General features: G+C 45.0%; 16 protein-coding genes. 9 read left to right on the forward strand and 7 right to left on the reverse strand.

The window, feature by feature from the left end; all coding sequences use genetic code 11:
• Positions 1-118: 118 nt before the first annotated feature.
• Positions 119-1,048, reverse strand: coding sequence for a histone deacetylase family protein (locus tag B853_RS10260; RefSeq protein ID WP_038884307.1), 930 nt, complete (start codon positions 1,046-1,048; stop codon positions 119-121).
• A 281-nt stretch (positions 1,049-1,329) separates the two neighbouring features.
• On the opposite strand from B853_RS10260, the gene B853_RS10265 reads away from it, so the two are divergent.
• Entirely contained in the window at positions 1,330-2,019 is a 690-nt protein-coding gene (locus B853_RS10265) for an SDR family oxidoreductase (protein WP_038884306.1), read from the forward strand.
• A gap of 200 nt (positions 2,020-2,219) precedes the next feature.
• Here B853_RS10265 and B853_RS10270 read toward each other — a convergent pair whose 3' ends face one another.
• The 3 genes from B853_RS10270 to B853_RS10280 form a co-directional block, all read right to left on the reverse strand.
• Complete coding sequence (locus B853_RS10270) at positions 2,220-4,184, reverse strand: DNA topoisomerase III (protein ID WP_038884305.1); 1,965 nt, start codon at positions 4,182-4,184, stop codon at positions 2,220-2,222.
• A gap of 99 nt (positions 4,185-4,283) precedes the next feature.
• Entirely contained in the window at positions 4,284-4,832 is a 549-nt protein-coding gene (locus B853_RS10275; protein ID WP_010449457.1) for an NAD(P)H nitroreductase, read from the reverse strand.
• Between the two features lie 174 nt (positions 4,833-5,006).
• Entirely contained in the window at positions 5,007-7,019 is a 2,013-nt protein-coding gene (locus B853_RS10280; protein WP_010449460.1) for an NADPH-dependent 2,4-dienoyl-CoA reductase, read from the reverse strand.
• 226 nt (positions 7,020-7,245) lie between these two features.
• Between B853_RS10280 and sppA the strand changes: the two genes are divergently transcribed.
• Both sppA and ansA read left to right on the forward strand, forming a co-directional pair.
• On the forward strand, positions 7,246-9,096 hold the full coding sequence (sppA, locus tag B853_RS10285; protein ID WP_010449461.1) for a signal peptide peptidase SppA: 1,851 nt from the start codon (positions 7,246-7,248) through the stop codon (positions 9,094-9,096).
• A gap of 114 nt (positions 9,097-9,210) precedes the next feature.
• Complete coding sequence (gene ansA / locus B853_RS10290) at positions 9,211-10,227, forward strand: asparaginase (protein ID WP_010449463.1); 1,017 nt, start codon at positions 9,211-9,213, stop codon at positions 10,225-10,227.
• A 55-nt stretch (positions 10,228-10,282) separates the two neighbouring features.
• On the opposite strand, the gene B853_RS10295 is transcribed toward ansA, so the two are convergent.
• On the reverse strand, positions 10,283-10,567 hold the full coding sequence (locus tag B853_RS10295; protein ID WP_038884303.1) for a YeaC family protein: 285 nt from the start codon (positions 10,565-10,567) through the stop codon (positions 10,283-10,285).
• A gap of 101 nt (positions 10,568-10,668) precedes the next feature.
• Between B853_RS10295 and B853_RS10300 the strand changes: the two genes are divergently transcribed.
• Positions 10,669-11,493 carry a DUF2989 domain-containing protein gene (locus tag B853_RS10300; protein ID WP_038884319.1) on the forward strand — a complete coding sequence of 275 codons (825 nt, stop codon included), beginning with the start codon at positions 10,669-10,671 and terminating at the stop codon, positions 11,491-11,493.
• A gap of 142 nt (positions 11,494-11,635) precedes the next feature.
• On the opposite strand, the gene msrB is transcribed toward B853_RS10300, so the two are convergent.
• A complete protein-coding gene (gene msrB, locus B853_RS10305) occupies positions 11,636-12,055 on the reverse strand; it encodes a peptide-methionine (R)-S-oxide reductase MsrB (protein ID WP_010449470.1) in 420 nt (139 codons plus the stop codon).
• Between the two features lie 328 nt (positions 12,056-12,383).
• Here msrB and gap point away from each other — a divergent pair, with 328 nt between their 5' ends.
• The 3 genes from gap (at position 12,384) to B853_RS10320 (ending at position 14,854) form a co-directional block, all read left to right on the forward strand.
• Positions 12,384-13,379 carry a type I glyceraldehyde-3-phosphate dehydrogenase gene (gene gap, locus B853_RS10310; protein WP_010449472.1) on the forward strand — a complete coding sequence of 332 codons (996 nt, stop codon included), beginning with the start codon at positions 12,384-12,386 and terminating at the stop codon, positions 13,377-13,379.
• A 157-nt stretch (positions 13,380-13,536) separates the two neighbouring features.
• A complete protein-coding gene (locus tag B853_RS10315) occupies positions 13,537-14,421 on the forward strand; it encodes a D-hexose-6-phosphate mutarotase (RefSeq protein ID WP_038884302.1) in 885 nt (294 codons plus the stop codon).
• A gap of 85 nt (positions 14,422-14,506) precedes the next feature.
• Positions 14,507-14,854: a hypothetical protein gene (locus B853_RS10320; protein ID WP_038884300.1), complete on the forward strand. Its 348-nt coding sequence runs from the start codon at positions 14,507-14,509 to the stop codon at positions 14,852-14,854.
• Positions 14,855-14,864: 10 nt separating this feature from the next.
• Here the strand turns inward: B853_RS10320 and B853_RS10325 are convergent, their stop codons facing one another.
• Positions 14,865-15,833 carry a nucleoside hydrolase gene (locus B853_RS10325; protein WP_038884299.1) on the reverse strand — a complete coding sequence of 323 codons (969 nt, stop codon included), beginning with the start codon at positions 15,831-15,833 and terminating at the stop codon, positions 14,865-14,867.
• Positions 15,834-16,160: 327 nt separating this feature from the next.
• On the opposite strand from B853_RS10325, the gene B853_RS10330 reads away from it, so the two are divergent.
• Positions 16,161-18,197 carry a methyl-accepting chemotaxis protein gene (locus B853_RS10330; protein ID WP_038884297.1) on the forward strand — a complete coding sequence of 679 codons (2,037 nt, stop codon included), beginning with the start codon at positions 16,161-16,163 and terminating at the stop codon, positions 18,195-18,197.
• Positions 18,198-18,310: 113 nt separating this feature from the next.
• Positions 18,311-19,150: a 23S rRNA (guanine(745)-N(1))-methyltransferase gene (gene rlmA, locus B853_RS10335; RefSeq protein ID WP_038884296.1), complete on the forward strand. Its 840-nt coding sequence runs from the start codon at positions 18,311-18,313 to the stop codon at positions 19,148-19,150.
• Positions 19,151-19,218: the final 68 nt, after the last annotated feature.

Consider the following 19,218-nt stretch of genomic DNA (forward strand, 5'->3'; position numbering starts at 1 on the left):
TTGAATAGCGTTCCAGAAAAGTCACGCACTCCTGTTAAAAAAGTTAATAATTACATTGAGTTACCAATATAAGCGCGCTGACATGCGAATCCCTTTAACTTTTTTTATCAGTGAGACCTTAAAATTGTTCAAACGCATACACTTGAGCCACAGCTTCGATAAGCTGCATATGGATAGGCACCAAGTCAGCGTGGTCACTTCGGTACCCGCCACCAACGACGGCTGCGACAGGAATACCTTTGTCTTTCATTAACTGCATTAAGAAGCAGTCTCGCCGAAATATACCGTCTGTCGACACGTCAAAATAACCCAGTTCATCGTCGGTATGAATATCCACACCAGCATCGTAAATCACCATGTCTGGACGATGTAAGTTAATCGCCATTTCAACCACTTCTTTAAACGTCATTAAGAACGTTTCATCACTGGTATCACGACTCAAAGGGACATCAAGATCGGAATCTGGCTTTCTCGCTGGGAAGTTCTTATCACAATGGAAAGACAACGTGATGATGTCTGGTTCGTCCTCGCACAGAGTCGCCGTTCCATCACCATGGTGTACGTCGCTGTCAATGATCATCACCTTGTCAATATGGTCATGATCCAGCATGTGCTTCGCCGCGATAGCAAGATCATTGAAAAGACAGAAGCCACTACCAAAGTCTTTGTGTGCGTGATGATAACCGCCGCTGAGATGAATCGCGACGCCATGCTCTAGCGCCATCTCTGCTGTCAATACCGTACCTGCTGTCGACGTGAGTGTCCGTGCGATGAGGGCCTCACTCCAAGGGAACCCGATCCGGCGCATTTTGACTGCTGGCATAGCTCCCGTCACCAATAAATCAACGTACTCTTTACTATGAACGCGTTTGATATCATCCACATTCAAAGGGTTTGGTTGGAAGAATTCAACTTGTTCTCCCCACCCTTTGGTCGCAAGCTTCTCCACTACCGCTTGATAGAGATAGTGATATTTCATTATCGGATAGCGATGGCCTTCTGGCAGCTCAAGTTGTGAGTAAATAGGGTGATAGATAAGGGGTAGCATGAGACATTCTTTTCATATATCGTTGTGAAATAGTACCAACTCCAAGAGTTGAATAAAAAGGAAATTAATTGATAATGATTTTCAATATCAATTAATTTCCTTCTGTTATGAATAAAACCTTATATACGATCCTTGGTACTTTCTTTGGCTCTTTCTGCGCGATATCTCTATTCATGTCGATGATGCTAGGTGCGTGGTGGTTAGTTGATTTTATCGCCTTAAGCTAACACAATGATTCTATCTCCTAGTAACCTCATTGAATCAGATAGATAGGTATTTCCATGAGTCAAACAGTCTTTATCACTGGTGCGAATCGCGGTATTGGCTTGAGTTTAGCTGAACTGTATTTACAACAAGGTGCTCAAGTACACGCGACTAGCCGTAACCTAGCAGAGAGCTCAGAGCTACAAGCATTAGCATCAAACTACCGCACATTAACTTTGCATCAATTGGACGTCACTAATTACCAGCAAGTCGCAGAGTTAGCTAGCAAGTTACCGGCTATCGACGTGCTGATTAACAACGCTGGTTACTACGGTCCTAAAGGCTATGGCTTTGGTAACACTGATATCGAGGAATGGCGAAAGGTCTTCGAGATAAATACCATCGCACCATTAAAACTAGTGGAAACTTTTTACCCGCTGCTACAAAAAGGTAGCTCGAAGAAGGTTGCGTGTATCTCTTCTAAAGTAGGAAGCATGACTGAAAACACCTCTGGTGGTGGCTACATCTACCGCTCTTCTAAAGCGGCACTCAACTCCGTTGTTAAGAGCTTAAGTAACGATTTAACCGATGAGGGGTTCACTGTGCTTGCGCTTCATCCTGGCTGGGTACGCACTGCAATGGGCGGACCAAATGCGCTTATCGACACTAAAACCTCTGCTGCAGGGTTAGCAAAAGTCATTGAGCAAAGCACGCAAGAAAATTCTGGCCAGTTTATTAACTACGACGGAACCCAATTGCCTTGGTAGCTCTATTTGGTAATAAGTTACAGCGAGGCAACGGAAAGTTGCTTCATTTCAGTGAAAATCATGAGCTAATTTGTAGTTTAAGTGATTGAGAATAACGCCATACCTAAGCAATTGAGATAGGCAGAACGATTTGTTTGATTAGAACTCACTATCCATTTGAAAAATAAATAGCGGCACTCATCGATGCCGCTTTTACTGTCTCAAGAAGACTTACGTTTGCCGGAGGTTGATTTCGATGTACCACCTTTCGAATAGCTGCGCTTCTTACGCTTGAATGCTGGTCGTTCTACTTTAGGAAGATGACGTAAAGAATCAGGAATCGGACCCGATTTCACTTCGCCCATCAATCCATCAATACGCTGTTCTAACGCTTGCATGAAAGGCTGATACGCTTGATTTCGTTCTGCCATTCCTTGTAATTGGTGCTCCCAATGCGCTGTCATATCAGGATAAGTCGCATCCATTGGTAGCGCATGAATCAAGCCACGCCCCGCTGGCGAACTCAAAATCGATTTACCCTGACGAGTCAGCAACTGGCGCTTAAACAGCGTATCCAGAATACCGGCTCGAGTCGCTTCCGTTCCTAAACCATCCGTCTCGCGCAATATCTTCTTCAATTCTTTATCTGCTACATAGCGAGCAATGCCCGTCATGGCTTGAAGTAATGTAGCTTCGGTAAAGTGCTTTGGTGGTTCAGTCTTACGATCTTTAATTTCACCTTCACGACAAGTCAGTACGGTCCCTTCTGCTAACGGCGGAACCGCATCAATGCCATCATCTTCTTTATCCGTTTTCCCCATTAACGCTTTCCAGCCCGTCGATACGAGCTGACGACCTTTGGCGATAAACATACCACCAGCAATATCAAACACCAGCTTCGCCTCAGCATAAACCGCTGCCGGATAAAACTGCATCAAGTATTGTCGTGCAATAAGTTGATATACCTTCATCTCATTGCCAGATAGCGCGTTCACATTTGCTTGTTTTGGCGTTGGAATGATTGCGTGGTGAGCATCCACCTTTTTGTCGTTCCACGCTTTAGACTTAATCGATAAGTCAGCACCTTGCACCGCGCTTTGTAACTCTTTGGCATTGTTAGCAATAGCAGAAGTCACTGATCCCGCTTGCGAATAATGCTCCATCGGTAAGTAACGGCAATCGGAACGTGGGTACGTGATCAGCTTGTGCTTCTCATACAACGCCTGACAAGTATCCAGCACCTGCTGCGCACTCATGCCGTAACGCTTGGCAGCATCAATCTGCAATGCGGATAATGAATATGGTAGTGGTGCAAATTGCTTGGTTTGCTTTTGTTCCGACTCGGTCACTTTCGCAGGTTGGTTGGTAATGCGGTTCGCCACGTTCTCGACCAGCTTTCTGCTGAGAACACGCCCTTCCTCATCTTGCCAAGGCTTACAGGCTTCACTTGGCTTCCAGCGCGCACGAATATCAAACGAGCCATTTTGATCTTGGTAAGGGATCAGAGCATGCAACGTGAAGTAATCTTTGGGTACAAAGTTTTCGATTTCTTCATCTCGGCGTACCACCAAACCAAGCACTGGTGTTTGCACACGCCCCACAGATAAAACACCTTGATAACCCGCTTTTTGTCCCAGTAAGGTATAAGCGCGAGACATATTCATTCCGTAAAGCCAATCAGCACGAGAACGGGCCAGAGCCGACACAGAAAGAGGAATAAAGTCACGATTGCTGCGCATTGAGCTTAACGCACGCTTTACCGCGGGTAAGTTTAAGTCAGAGATAAGAAGTCGCTGTGTAGCCTCTTTCTTAGTTTTGGAAAGCTTGCAGTAATCCAGAACCTCGTCCACCAACAATTGACCTTCTCGGTCTGGGTCTCCTGCGTGGATAACCTCTGTCGCGTCTTTGAGGAGTTTACGGATCACCGTAAGCTGTTTACTCGCGCTTTTTCGCGGTCTCAGTTGCCATTGCTGTGGAACGATAGGCAAATCTGCCATATTCCATTTCTTATAACGTTCGTCATAAGCATCGGGCTCGACTTGCTCTAACAAGTGGCCAATACACCATGTGACCACATCTCCATTACCACAACGGATGAAGCCTTGGTCTTTCTTTTGGGGATTTGGCAAAGCCGCCGCGATCGCGCGACCTAAACTTGGTTTTTCAGCAATAAACAGACGAGACATAAGGACTTGGAAGTAAAAACAATTAAGGCCACATTATCCAATGTCGCCCTAATAAATCAAGAAGAACTGTACAGATAAACAGTAAGATTCATCCTTTGATTAAAGAAACTCGACATAATCAGAGAGGTTTCTTTGAGGTACCTTCATTGGGGTACAACCTGGTGTTCCCAAGTATAAGAAGCCGACGATTTGGTCTTCGCCTTCAAGGCCAAAAGCTTGGTGTACTTCTGGATGGAACATCCACTTACCTGAACGCCAGAAACCTTGGAAACCCTGAGCCACCGCTGCCATCTGCATAGCTTGTGCAGCACAACCGGCAGAAAGGTACTGTTCAAGTGCTGGCACTTTTTCATGCTCTGTCACTTTAGCAATAATAGTAACTACCATAGGAGCACGGAAAGGAGCATTTCTCACTTTCTCAACAACCGCCTCATCACTCTCTTCCGCCTCTGCTGCTTTAACCAGAATATCAGACAGCCTCTTCAGGCCATCACCCTGAGCAATAACAAAACGCCAAGGTGTTAGCGCTGCATGATCAGGGGCTCGTAGACCTGCTCGAATGATGTTTTCAAGCGCTTTACCTTCTGGTGCGGGCTCAGACAACTTGGCAATAGAACGACGGTTGAGCAAAAGTTCGAGAGCTTCCATGAGCAAATCCTTATTTGATTGAGTTATTATTTTTTACGCAACTCACTTTAGCATAATCCACTTTCCCAAATAACACTCTGTTTTATAGGGACTTAGAAACAAAAAAAAACTGCGCACTTGGCGCAGCTATAAAAGTTAAGAACGAATGAAAAAATTAGGATATGTGTCGAGGAGTTAGAGTTTCACTGCTAATTTAACGCCTTGGCGAATGGCCCGAACCGCATCCAGTTCACCAGCATGATCGGCACCACCGATGATATGTAGCTTCTCTCCCAGTTCATGCCATTTATCTTCGAATGGGCGAACTGACTCTTGACCAGCACAAATCACCACTTTGTCGGCTTCTAACAACTGCTCTTTGCCATTCACATGGATATGTAAACCCGCATCATCAATTTTGTCGTACGATACGCCACCGTACAGATGAACGCCGCGCTTCTCTAATGTACGTTTGTGAATCCAACCGGTCGTTTTACCTGGGCCTTTACCTACACGCCCCTTACGACGTTGAAGCACCCACACTTCTTTATCGCTCACCGCATCTGGATAAGGATACAAACCGCCCGGTTGAGACATCTCTTTATCGATGCCCCACTCGTGCAGCCAATCATCAAGTGTTTGGCCGACAGGCTCTGTAATCATGGTGGCAACATCAACACCAATACCACCAGCACCGACGATCGCAACTTTCTCACCAACTGGGGTTTTATCTCGAATCAACGTTTGGTAGTCGACGACTTTCTCTGGGTTATCAATACCATCGATTTTGACTTTACGTGGCTCAACACCTGATGCCATGACGACTTCATCGTACTCAGTAAGTAAATCATAATTGGCTTCTGTCTCTAGATGCAGATTCACACCCGTTTCTTCAATGCGGTTTGCAAAGTAACGAATAGTCTCACGGAACTCTTCTTTACCCGGAATCTGCATGGCCAAGCGGAACTGACCGCCAATGCGATCATTCTTCTCAAACAAATCAACTTTATGCCCACGCTCAGCCAGTGTCGTCGCACAAGCCAAACCCGCAGGTCCAGCACCGACTACAGCAATGTTTTTCTTCTTGAAAGCGTCTTCAACAACGATTTCCGTTTCGTAACACGCCAGCGGGTTAACCAAACAGCTTGCGCGCTTACCTTTGAAAACATTATCCAAGCAGGCTTGGTTACAGCCAATACACGTATTGATTAACTGAGATTTCTCTTGCTCCGCTTTGGCAACAAAATACGGGTCAGCTAAGAAAGGGCGCGCCATTGAGACCATATCTGCTTGCCCAGATGAGAGAATACGTTCGGCATCGTCTGGGGTATTGATACGATTACAGGTGATAATAGGCACTGACACATGAGGTTTGACTTTCTCTGTCACCCACGTGAATGCGCCACGAGGAACCTGAGTGGCAATGGTCGGAATACGTGCTTCGTGCCAACCGATACCCGTGTTGATAATGGTTACGCCTGCTTCTTCTAACGCTTTCGCTAACTCAATTACATCCTCAAACGTGCTTCCTTGCTCAACCAAATCAAGCATTGAAAGACGGAAGATAATAATGAATTTTTCACCGACCGCTTTACGTACCGCTTTAACGATCTCAACCGGGAAGCGCATACGTTTTTTATAACTGCCACCCCATTCGTCATATCGCATGTTGGTACGTTTACATAAGAATTGGTTAATCAAATAACCTTCAGAGCCCATCAGTTCAACACCATCATAGCCAGCTAGCTGAGCCAGCTCTGCACTATTAGCAAATGCTTCGATGGTATTTTTAATTTGGCGAGCACTCATTTCACTTGGGGCAAACTTCGCGATTGGCGCTTTCATGCCTGACGCACTTTGTGCGAATGGGTGCATTGCATAGCGCCCAGCATGAAGGATTTGCAGAGCGATCTTACCGCCATGTTTATGTACGGCTTCTGTTACTACCTTGTGTGCTTTAGCGTGCTTAGGTTTACTGAACTCTGCACTCAAAGGATGTAATCGACCACGTAGATTGGGAGAGAAACCGCCCGTCACGATCAGACCTACACCGCCTTTTGCACGTTCTTCATAAAACGCGGCAAGCTTTTGTAGACCTTCTTTATGCTCTTCTAGGCCTGTGTGCATTGATCCCATCAGGACACGGTTTCGTAGTTGTGTAAAACCTAAGTCCAGTGGCTTTAACAAGTTCGGGTACATGGCAGACATCACTAAACATCCATTTTTATTGTTGTGGTCTGACCACAGTACGCCGCAAAAATCAAAAAATCAAACAGCCGTTTACATTTTTGCAACACGCGTCAATCTCACGTTAAAATATGCCAATTGTTGAATTGCCGTGATAAGCTAAAAAAATTGTTATCTTTTGAGATCTTAGAGATAAGAACCCATACTTTGTAAGATTAGGGAATGACTATCTCGTTATGGAGACAAGATGAAAAAACTCTTCAAATTTATTGGTCTGATATTTAAGGGGATATGGAAAGCCATCACCTTTGTCAGACTTGCACTGGCAAACTTGATCTTCCTAGTGATGATTGCCGTTTTCTACTTTGCCTTTACCTACACGGGCGAAGGTCAACCTACCGTTGAAAAAGAATCCGCGCTGGTGATGAACCTGTCTGGCCCTATCGTAGAACAACGTCGCTATGTAAACCCGATGGATTCGATAGCTGGCTCAGTTCTTGGTAACGAAATCCCGAAAGAGAACGTGTTATTCGACATCGTCGATACCATTCGTTACGCGAAAGACGACCCGAAGATTTCCGGCTTAGTACTCGCGCTCCGCGATATGCCAGAAACAAACTTGACGAAGCTTCGTTATATCGCAAAAGCACTCAATGAATTCAAAGCGTCAGGTAAACCTATTTATGCCGTTGGTGACTTTTACAACCAAAGCCAATACTACCTAGCAAGTTACGCAGACAAAGTTTATCTCGCTCCTGATGGCGGTGTACTGATTAAGGGTTACAGTTCTTACTCGATGTACTACAAAACATTGCTTGAGAAGCTAGACGTTTCAACACACGTGTTCCGCGTAGGTACCTATAAGTCTGCCATCGAGCCATTCATTCGCGATGATATGTCAGATGCAGCAAAAGAATCAGCAACACGTTGGATCACGCAGCTTTGGAGCGCTTTTGTGGACGATGTTGCCACTAACCGCAATATCGACGTGAAAGTTCTGAATCCGACGATGGACGAGTTGCTAGCTCAAATGAAATCCGTGGATGGTGATATTGCCCAATTGGCGAAAAAGTTAGGCTTGGTTGATGAACTCGCCACCCGTCAAGATATTCGTAAGTTGTTCGCCGAACAATTTGGCAGTGACGGTAAAGACAGCTATAACGCAGTGAGCTACTACGATTACCTTGTAACTATGCGTCCTGACCTTTCACTACCAGAGAGTGATGTCGCGGTTGTCGTTGCAAGCGGTACAATTATGGATGGTCAGCAGCCGCGTGGCACAATTGGTGGCGATACAGTGGCAAGCTTGCTTCGCCAAGCGCGTAACGATGACAAAGTAAAAGCTGTGGTTCTTCGTGTAGATAGCCCAGGGGGTAGCGCATTTGCTTCAGAAGTTATTCGCAACGAAATCGAAGCACTGAAAGAAGCTGGCAAACCTGTGGTTGTGTCCATGTCTAGCCTCGCGGCTTCAGGCGGTTACTGGATCTCTATGAGCGCCGATAAAATTGTAGCTCAACCAACAACGCTAACAGGTTCAATTGGTATCTTCAGTGTTATTACGACATTCGAGAAAGGCTTCAACAAAATTGGCATCAGCACTGATGGTGTTGGTACATCCCCATTCTCTGGTGAAGGTTTTACCACTGGTCTTTCTAAAGGCGCATCTGACGCATTCCAGCTTGGTATCGAGCATGGCTATAAGCGTTTCATTTCTTTAGTTGGTACTAATCGTGATATGTCACTAGAAGAAGTAGATAAGGTGGCGCAAGGTAGAGTGTGGACTGGGCAAGATGCGATGTCATTCGGTCTTGTTGACCAAATGGGTGATTTCGATGATGCCGTTAAGTTGGCCGCGCAACTTGCTGACATCACTGACTACGGCATCTACTGGGTGGAAGAACCTCTGTCACCTACCGAGCAGTTTATCCAAGAGTTCATGAATCAAGTGAAAGTGTCTCTAGGTATCGACGCTACAAGCTTTTTACCGAAGAGCCTTCAACCGATTGCTCAACAGTTCGAACAAGACGCAAGTATGCTACAAAGCTTCAACGATCCTAAAGGCCAATACGCATTCTGTTTAACTTGCCAAGTGCAATAGCACTCTGAATCATGGTCTAAAAGGGGTAGCTCTGTGCGAGATGCCCCTTTTTATTAGGTTTCATTCCGCTATAATCCCCGCCACTGTTCCCCTACATGAAAGTTAAATATAACGATGACTAGAAAACACATCTACATCGCTTACACTGGCGGTACCATCGGTATGCAGAAATCCGATGACCATGGTTACGTACCAGTAGCAGGTTTTATGGAAAAACAACTTGCTAGCATGCCAGAGTTTCACCGTCCAGAGATGCCAGATTATACGATCCATGAGTACGAGCCTCTGATCGACTCTTCTGATATGACTCCGGCAGACTGGCAGCAGATCGCCGATGACATCCGTGACAACTATGAAAAGTACGACGGTTTCGTGATCCTTCACGGTACCGATACTATGGCGTATACGGCATCTGCGCTGTCTTTCATGTTAGAAAACTTGGGCAAACCCGTTATCGTGACAGGCTCACAAATCCCGTTGGCGGAGTTACGTTCGGATGGTCAAGCGAACCTGCTAAACGCGCTACACATTGCGGCAAATTACCCAATCAACGAAGTCACATTATTCTTCAATAACCAGTTGATGCGCGGCAACCGTAGTACCAAGTCTCATGCAGATGGCTTTAATGCCTTTACTTCACCTAATCTACCTCCATTGCTGGAAGCGGGTATCAATATCCAAATCAGCAACAACATTACTGTGGGGGCAAAGCCAGAAGGTGAATTCAAAGTACACAACATCACACCACAGCCTATTGGCGTGATCACTATGTACCCAGGTATTTCGCACGAAGTAATTCGCAACACGCTACTTCAGCCTGTAAACGCGATGATCTTGCTGACGTTTGGGGTGGGCAATGCACCACAAAATCCAGAATTACTTGGCCATCTGAAAGAAGCATCTGAGCGCGGAGTCATCGTCGTGAACCTCACTCAATGTCTGGCGGGTAAAGTCAACATGGGTGGCTATGCAACAGGCTGTGCTCTTGCGGAGTCAGGTGTTATCAGCGGCTTTGATATGACGCCAGAAGCAGCGCTAGCAAAACTGCACTACTTATTAAGCCAAGATCTGTCTTACGAACAAATCAAAGACAAGATGCAGGAAGTATTAAGAGGAGAAATGAGCCTGTAAACTCATTTCAAATGCTAAGCCCAACTTATGCGTTGGGCTTTTTTGGGCGTAAATTTTAGTCTAAGTTTGGGTTCACTCTAACTATATCTGCCTCTTCTTGACAAAACTGCTTCTTAAGTTCTTGTTTCGACTTAAAGCTTATTTCCCCACCTGCAGCAACCGTCATGTGCTGTGCTTCCGTATTGTGCTTAGATTGAAACAACATCACAGCTTGCATACATGAGTCTCGCTGCTCTTGAGAAAGTGGTGTACCCTCAGGCCATCTACCCGTTTCGACCGCATAAACCAAGCGATCATAGACTTCTGGGGTTATCGCGTTTAGTAATTGTTCTGCGTTCATCATGTACCTTTTTATTACATTTTCATCACAGAAAATAACCGGATACTAAACAGAGTCAAGACAACACAAATAAATTGGTGTAACGGATCACAAGCAAAATGATGAAACGTACAAATTGGCTAGTTGCAACCACCTTTTCTCTATTACTCACTGGCTGCTTTGAAGGAAACTTAACAACCGAAGAGCTGTGCGAAAAGAATCCTGAACTTCGTTGCGAACAGCTCAACATGAGCGATGGGCAGTGCCGTATTCCGCGTACCAATTTGGTATGGCACCGCTTTGAAGTAATGAAAGCCCCAACAGAAGCAAATAAAGTTCAAGAATATAAGCTGGTTGCTGAGTACCGAAAATGTCTAGAACTCGCTTCTCAGATCACCCCTATCGACCAAAGTGCACTTAAAAGGCAACGCTTCAATGCTTTAGTTAATAGTATTGATGAGCTAGAGCGCATTGTTAATGATTTACAATCTACATCAGATCCATCAACGCTGTACTTTCTTTGGTCTCAAACTGGTGACAACAATGCGAGACGACGATTCTTGCAAATGGAAGGAACGACAGCTTTAGATACTGCCGAATTGCAGTTCGCTTTAGCCACTTTTTACACGACTCGCGATCAAGAAAAGACTATCACTATTCTCGATAAGGCATTGTCTCTGACTCAGGGCGGAAAAGTGAACCCTGAGATCCTCAAGTCTATGGCAAGTATCCATCAAGGTTTGAACAGAAAAGAACGTGCTTACATTTGGACGATGGTAGCGAAGCGATTTGATGTGCAAGTCGCCTCAGAAAAGAACCTAAAAGTCATGTTTAACTTTTCCGATGCAAGTAAATATGACGTGCTTGACGATATAGCAGGTAACGTCGCTAAAGCGATTGATAAAGGCCGTTATCACCCAAGCCTCATTCCTACTGATCTTGAATAGCTGTCTAACCAAGCTGAATAAGGTAATAAATATTTGAAAAGAACACCCACTCTTAGGGTGTCCTTGCATTTGGGTAAGCAGCCACTCACTTGTTATGAATGAAAAATGAAAGGATGAAACATTCTTACATTATATAGTGCGACTATTGTTCTGATTTGTTGAAAATTAACGACACCGAGTTGACGCAGTAGCGTTCACCGGTAGACACCGGACCATCCTCAAAAACGTGACCTAGGTGGCTATCACATGCCGCACAACGTATCTCAGTTCGAACCATTCCGTGACTTAAGTCCTTCAAATAACGAATCGCATCATTATCTATTGGTGCATCAAAGCTTGGCCACCCACAGCCGGAATCATACTTGTTGTCGGACACAAAAAGAGGCGCATTACAGCAGGTGCATGCATACACTCCGGTATCTTTGTTATGAAGCAGCTTGCCGCTAAATGGAGGTTCAGTACCTTGCTCACGACAGACATGATATTCCTCAACAGATAACTGCTCACGCCAGTACTCATCGGACTTCGTTACTTTTATTCCATCTTTCTTCACAGCATTCATTTCCTTCTTTCTTATTTTTGGCAATGACTTTTTGAGCAAAAAACTTGCTTCTCGTAACAGTTGTAGCACATACTTTCTCACCAGGACACCATGTGTAATTAATTTGATACGAGTACTTATCTCAAAAGTTATATTACGCCAACTGGAATGTAGAATAACTAGATAAAAGTTTAAAAAACGAGCATTTGCGAAGAATTGTTAAAAAAAGCGTCGCTTTTTTTTGACTTTAAACAAGTTAAGTCCGATTATCTGTTGCAGATGTTTACTGGATTCTGTAATTTTACTACCAGTTATCTTTAATCAGAAATTAAGTTGTGGAGCAACTATAATGACTATCAAAGTAGGTATTAACGGTTTTGGCCGTATCGGTCGTTTCGTATTCCGTGCAGCGCAAGAGCGCAACGACATCGAAGTTGTAGGTATTAACGACCTTATCGACGTAGATTACATGGCATACATGCTTAAGTACGACTCAACTCACGGCCGTTTCAACGGTACTGTTGAAGTTGAAGGCGGTAACCTAATCGTTAACGGTAAAACTGTACGTGTAACTGCAGAGCGCAACCCTGAAGATCTAAAATGGGATGCTATCGACGTTGACGTAGTAGCTGAAGCAACTGGTCTTTTCCTAACTGACGAGACTGCACGTAAGCACATCACTGCTGGTGCTAAGAAAGTTGTTCTAACTGGTCCTTCTAAAGACGCGACTCCAATGATCGTTATGGGTGTTAACCAAGACACTTACGCTGGTCAAGACATCGTTTCTAACGCTTCTTGTACTACTAACTGTCTAGCGCCTATCGCTAAAGTTCTTAACGACAAGTTCGGTATCGTATCTGGTCTTATGACTACAGTTCACGCTACTACAGCAACTCAAAAAACTGTTGACGGTCCTTCTGCTAAAGACTGGCGCGGTGGTCGTGGTGCTTCTCAGAACATCATCCCATCTTCAACTGGTGCTGCTAAAGCTGTAGGCGTTGTTCTTCCAGAACTAAACGGCAAACTAACTGGTATGGCTTTCCGCGTACCAACAGCTAACGTTTCTGTAGTTGACCTAACAGTTAACCTAGAGAAAGGCGCATCTTACGAAGCTATCTGTGCAGCAATGAAAGAAGCTTCTGAAGGCGAACTAAAAGGCGTTCTAGGCTACACTGAAGACCAAGTTGTTTCTCAAGACTTCATCGGCGAAGTTCAAACTTCAGTATTCGATGCTAAAGCTGGTATCGCTCTAACTGAAAACTTCGTTAAAGTTGTATCTTGGTACGACAACGAAATCGGTTACTCAAACAAAGTTCTAGACCTAATCGCTCACATCTCTAAGTAATTAGACAGTTAGCAATTAGCGAATAACTTCGTTAAAGAAAAGGCGGCTCTAGAGTCGCCTTTTTTGTATCTGGAATTTGAGAGAAGACAGACTCTGTTTTACATTTGATGTATGAAGTGTGTCGCGAAGTCTCTCCCCCAGCTATAGGAAACAGCACATGGATTTAAATACTCTCCCTGCCCTAACGGTTCTATCTGACAACGTGACAATCGTAGAAATCGATCAGGTTAAAGTCGTCCGCATTATTCATGAGAAGGCCACTGCAGGCATCGCACTACACGGCGGTCATGTCGTATCGTTTACACCAGCAGGTCAAGAAGATCTGATCTGGATGAGCGAGAAAGCAATCTTTGATGGTAAAGCGGCACTGCGTGGTGGCATTCCAGTTTGTTGGCCTTGGTTTGGCCGCGTTGCTGCGCCAGCACATGGCTTTGCACGCACTGCAGAATGGGAACTAGTTGAACACCGTGAGAACGACAATGGCGTGATCGTTGAACTGGCTCTGTTCCCAACTGAAGAGATTCACGATATCTGGCCACACATGTTCGATGCTCGCCTAGTTGTTGAAATCAGCGACGAGCTAAAAGTGACATTGAAAGTCATGAACATCGATGATGAAGAGTGGACATTCTCTGGCGCGCTGCACACTTACCTAAATGTCGGTGACATCAACCAAGCACAAACAACAGGTATGGGTCCTGAATACATCGATAGCCTAAAAGCAGGTGAAATCTGCAAAGGTGGCGAAGTTCTTCAGCTAACCGATACTATCGACCGTGTTTACACTCAACCAGAAGCGCAAATTTTGGTGAAAGATCCAGTATTAGGCCGCACATTGAGCGTAGAGAACCAAGGTCATAACTCGGCAGTATTGTGGAACCCTTGGGCAGAGGGCGCGCAAGGCATGGGTGATATGGCTGACAACGGTTACCAAACCATGATGTGTGTTGAGTCGACGGTTCACGCTCCAAGTATCGAGCAAGGCAAAACGCTTCAACCTGGCGAGACTCACGAGCTTATCACTGTGATTTCTACGCAGTAATCCAATTTTAAAGGCCGGTTCACCCGGCCTTTTTTACAATTCCATACTAAGACCAATCAAAGCGAATTGAGACGATGGAGCAACCATGAAATACCACATTTATTCAATATCACTTCTTACAAGCTTATTGTTTGGCTGTGTTAGCTCTGAGGTCTTGTTACACGCAGAGAAAAACGTCTCCGAATACAAGCAGTTGTCACCAACACAATTTCAAGTCTATTGCCCAACCGGCATTTGCCGCTTCCAAGTCTCCGCGGACGAGAAAACGGCAGTAAACATTGAGATGTTCTACGTAGAAGGCAAACCGTTCAAGAAGATTGAGGGGCTTACCTACGACAATCAAAATCAATACCCAACGTCGAATACTTTTACTCTTCCCGTAGAGTCAGGCAACGAGAGGCTATCCGTGCAAGTTATCGACTATTACAGATAACCTCACTCCATTATCGTTCGGAATAACGAATAATAGACTCTCGATAAAGCGAAAGCAGTGTATCGCTTTTCACACCGACGCCAACGTTTTGCGCAGAGAAAGCACTCCACTCATCATGCATATATTTGCGTTGGTCGATTTTCTGAATCGTCATTCCTTCTGCTGGCCCATCAGTGACCACCCTGACTGCACCACTACGCAACGTGAATAGTTCAGGTTCAATCACATAAGCAATCGCGGAAGGGTCATGAACATGACAGCCATCCATTCCTACCTTCTCAGAGTAAAACTTCAAGTAGTAGCGACTGACATCCCAGATAAACTGCCCTACCTCTCCTGCGTCCTCTCTTAGTTGATCAAGATATTGCCCCGTAAAGAAACTCTCTTCTGTCACATCTAAACCAATGATCACAACAGGCCAAGAAGCTGTGAATACTTTGTCTGCAGCATGAGGGTCATCATGGATGTTCGCTTCAGCGTATGGCGTAACATTGCCTCGATGATCGTTCTCGCCAAAAGCGCCGCCCATCACAACCACTTCTTTCACCAAATTCACGATTTCAGGGTCCGCTTCGAGTGCAAGCGCAAGGTTGGTAAGTGGGCCAACAGCCACCAAGGTGATTTCTCCCGGTTCTGCTCTAACGCTGTCGATGATGTACTGATAGGCTGGCGTGTCAATGGCACTCACATCCAGTGAACTCGGCGCTTTTACATCACCAAAGCCGGCTTCACCGTGTACGACAACCGTGGCTCCAACAGGGGCTTTCACTAAAGGCTTATCTGCCCCTTTAGCAACCAGAGCATTCATACCAAACTTCTGTTTTAGGTAAAGGGCATTCTGAGTCGCATTATCTATCGTCGCATTACCATAAACCGTCGTGATGCCCATTAACTCTATATCTGGATGCGCTTCAGCAAAAAGAATTGCCATTGCATCATCAATACCTGGGTCTGTGTCTAGAATGATTTTTTTCGTCATATCGGCTTCTACTAAACGCTAGGAAAGAAGCAACAATACCTAGAAAAAACATGGATTAACGTGACCGAAACCGAAGGTATGAGTTTTCTTTTTCTCACCATCTAACCGACGAATTGAATGAATACAAAAAGATCGCTATCCAGAGTGGCGATTCATCCGTTCTTTCTGAAATAAACTGAGCAATCAAGCGGTCATTTCCTATCTAAGCTATTGGTTGCTCATACTTTTGACAATTAACTTAATAAATATCAAAAAAACTCATCATATAAATCGTTAGCATGCCGATACAGAAATCATAACTTTAACCAATATCAGGAAAGACACTACATGCTAGACAACTATAGAAATCAAAGTGTCGGTTTCCAGCTCAAGCTGGTGATCACGCTGTGTCTACTCGTCGCATTTTCAAGCATTGCTGCGCTTGTTTATCAAAACGCTTCAACTGTGTTATTAGAAAGCACTCTGAAAGAACATCAATCTAAAGTTGAATCCATGGCAAAAACCATTGCTGGGCAATTCAATGCTTACCTGCATACTGCGGAAATACTGGAGTCAACTTTTCGTAATGGCTACCTCGCCGGTGTATATGTCGAAAGTTACTCCGTTGATTTTATGGGTAAGCAGGTACCAAATATTACCCAATACAGTGAAAGCTTAATCGGAGATACTAAACTCGTTGATAGCTTCACTCGCGACACTGGCGCCATCGCGACAATTTTCGCCCCACTTGGTAATGACTTTATTCGAGTATCAACTTCTTTAAAGGACCCTCAAGGAAACCGTGCTGTTGGCACAACGCTAGGCTCTGATCACCCAGGCTACCAAAAAATTAGAAGTGGTCAGCCCTATTACGCTCAGATCAAGCTGTATGGTGAACGTTACATCACCTACTATGCGCCACTGAAAGATTCGAATGGTAAAGTCAACGGTATTTCATTTATTGGTCTGCCAGTTGAAAAAGCAACACAAAACCTTTTTGCATCACTGGAATCGGTAAGTTGGGGTGACACGGGTTACACCATCCTCGTTGACAACGAAAAAGACAATCAAGGCCATTACCTTCTTCATCCAAGCCATGAAGAGACTGATCCGCCAATTACTGATGTAGCAGACTACAACGGCAACAAACCTTTCCATCAAATTTTTGAGCAACAAAGTGGTCTGATTCGCTACCCGTTCGAGTATCAGGGTAACATTGGTGAAAAATACTTAGTATTTACCGAAGTTCCGGGATGGAACTGGAAGCTACTTGGCGGCACCTTTATCAACGAGGTGACCAAAGGAAGCCAAGCTCTACTTAAGCTGATCATCATTATTTCAGTGATTGTTGGTGCGGCGACCTTCATCGTGTTAACTATCGTGCTGAATCGAACATTGAAGCCGCTCACTGTACTAAATGGCTTCATGGCTCGACTAGCCAAAGGTGAAGTCAGCATAGATATCCCTGCGACCGGTCAACCATCCAATAACGAAATCATCAATTTGAACAATGGCGTAGCCAATATGGCAAACCAGCTCGATGATCTAGTTGGAGAAATTCGTACCACCAGCGATCAGGTTGAAAGTAACTCAACCAGCGTTGTTGATGATGCCAACCGCAATCTTATGCAATCAGATTTACAGCAAGAGCAAGTAGAACAAGTTGTTACGGCCATTGAAGAAATGGCATCCTCAGCTCAATCTGTTGCACAGCAAGTGGAACAGATTGCCGTAAACGTTCGCTCTGCGAACACCGACAGCCAATCTGGCTTGGAAGTTGTCGAAGGTGTCTGCATCGATGTAGCACAATTGAATGACCAACTTGATCAATCGGCAGCAGCCATCGAACAAGTAAACAATGACAGTGAAAGCATTCAAACCGTCACTAAGATGATTGATGAGATTGCAGAGCAAACCAACCTCCTCGCACTCAATGCCGCAATTGAAGCCGCGCGGGCTGGCGAACAAGGTCGTGGTTTTGCCGTAGTTGCTGATGAAGTTCGTACCCTAGCCCACCGAACACAGACTTCCGTTAAAGACGTTGTCGAGATCATTGAAAAGCTAAAAGGCTCAACCAGTAATGCGGTCTCCATGATGAACGAAAGCCAGCAAAATGCGAATAAAGTACTCGATAAGGCGCAAGAAGCTGGTACGGCACTTGAAGCTATAGCAGGACAAGTTCAATCCATCGCCTCTCAAGCCGATGCCATTGCCGCAACGTCAGAAGAGCAAGCTCAAGTTTCACAAGAAATCGCTGCTAACGCTCACTCTATCAGTGAACTCAACCACGAAAGCCGTGACACCAGCGCTAAAACGTCACAAAGCGCTACTGAACTACAGCAGCAAGCTCAGAACTTGAAGCAACAAGTGGATTTCTTCCACTAAGCACTCGTTAGCAAAACCGTTCAAAAGAGCCGATATATTCGGCTCTTTTTCTTTCGCTTGCCGCATCCCTTTTTGATAGAATCTGCCGCCCTACTATTTGTCCAGAGATCGTCATGAACTATCAATGCCCTCTATGTCATCAAGCTCTTACGCTCACAGCAAAGACGTTTAAATGTGATAACAATCATCAATTCGATCTAGCCAAAGAAGGCTACGTGAATCTGATGCCTGCTCACCATAAACGCTCAAAAGATCCAGGTGATAACAAAGAGATGATGCAGGCTCGTCGTCGTTTTTTAGAAGGTAACCATTACGATCCAATGCGCCAAGAAGTGGCTCGCCTATGTGCAAAATACGCTGAGGGCACTGACCACCAGCTTTTGGATATCGGCTGTGGTGAAGGCTACTACACTGACCAAGTTCAGCAATCTCTGCACGCTCAAAATGAAGCGGCCAATGTATACGGTTTGGACATCTCTAAAGTAGCGATTCGTTATGCATCTAAGCGCTACCCGAACTGTGATTTCAGCGTGGCATCTAGCCACCGTCTACCATTTTCCGAGCAATCTCTCGATGCGGTTTTACGTATCTACGCGCCATGTAAGGCAGAAGAACTGCAGCGCGTCATCAAGGATAATGGCGTCGTCATTACCGTCACTCCTGCGGGTCGTCACCTGTATCAATTCCGTGAACGTATCTATCAAGAAGTGCGCCTACATAATGAAGAGCCTGAGAGCATTGACGGGTTTGAATTAGAGCATCAACAAAAGCTCAACTACACCATGGACTTAAAAGACGGCGTAGCATTTGACCTACTACAAATGACCCCATTTGCATGGAAAGCCAGCGATGAACTTCGCGAAGAATTAAAGTCATCTACACTTTTCCAATGTGAGGCTGACTTTATGCTGCGCGTTTATCGAAAGAAAGCAGCTCAATCAAGCAACGAATAACAGATTGCAATGTAAATTATTCTCATTAGCATTGATTCATCTGCCAGCCTCCATTAATATCACTCGGA

Source organism: Vibrio rotiferianus CAIM 577 = LMG 21460, from assembly GCF_002741985.1.
Classification (GTDB): Bacteria; Pseudomonadota; Gammaproteobacteria; order Enterobacterales; family Vibrionaceae; genus Vibrio; species Vibrio rotiferianus.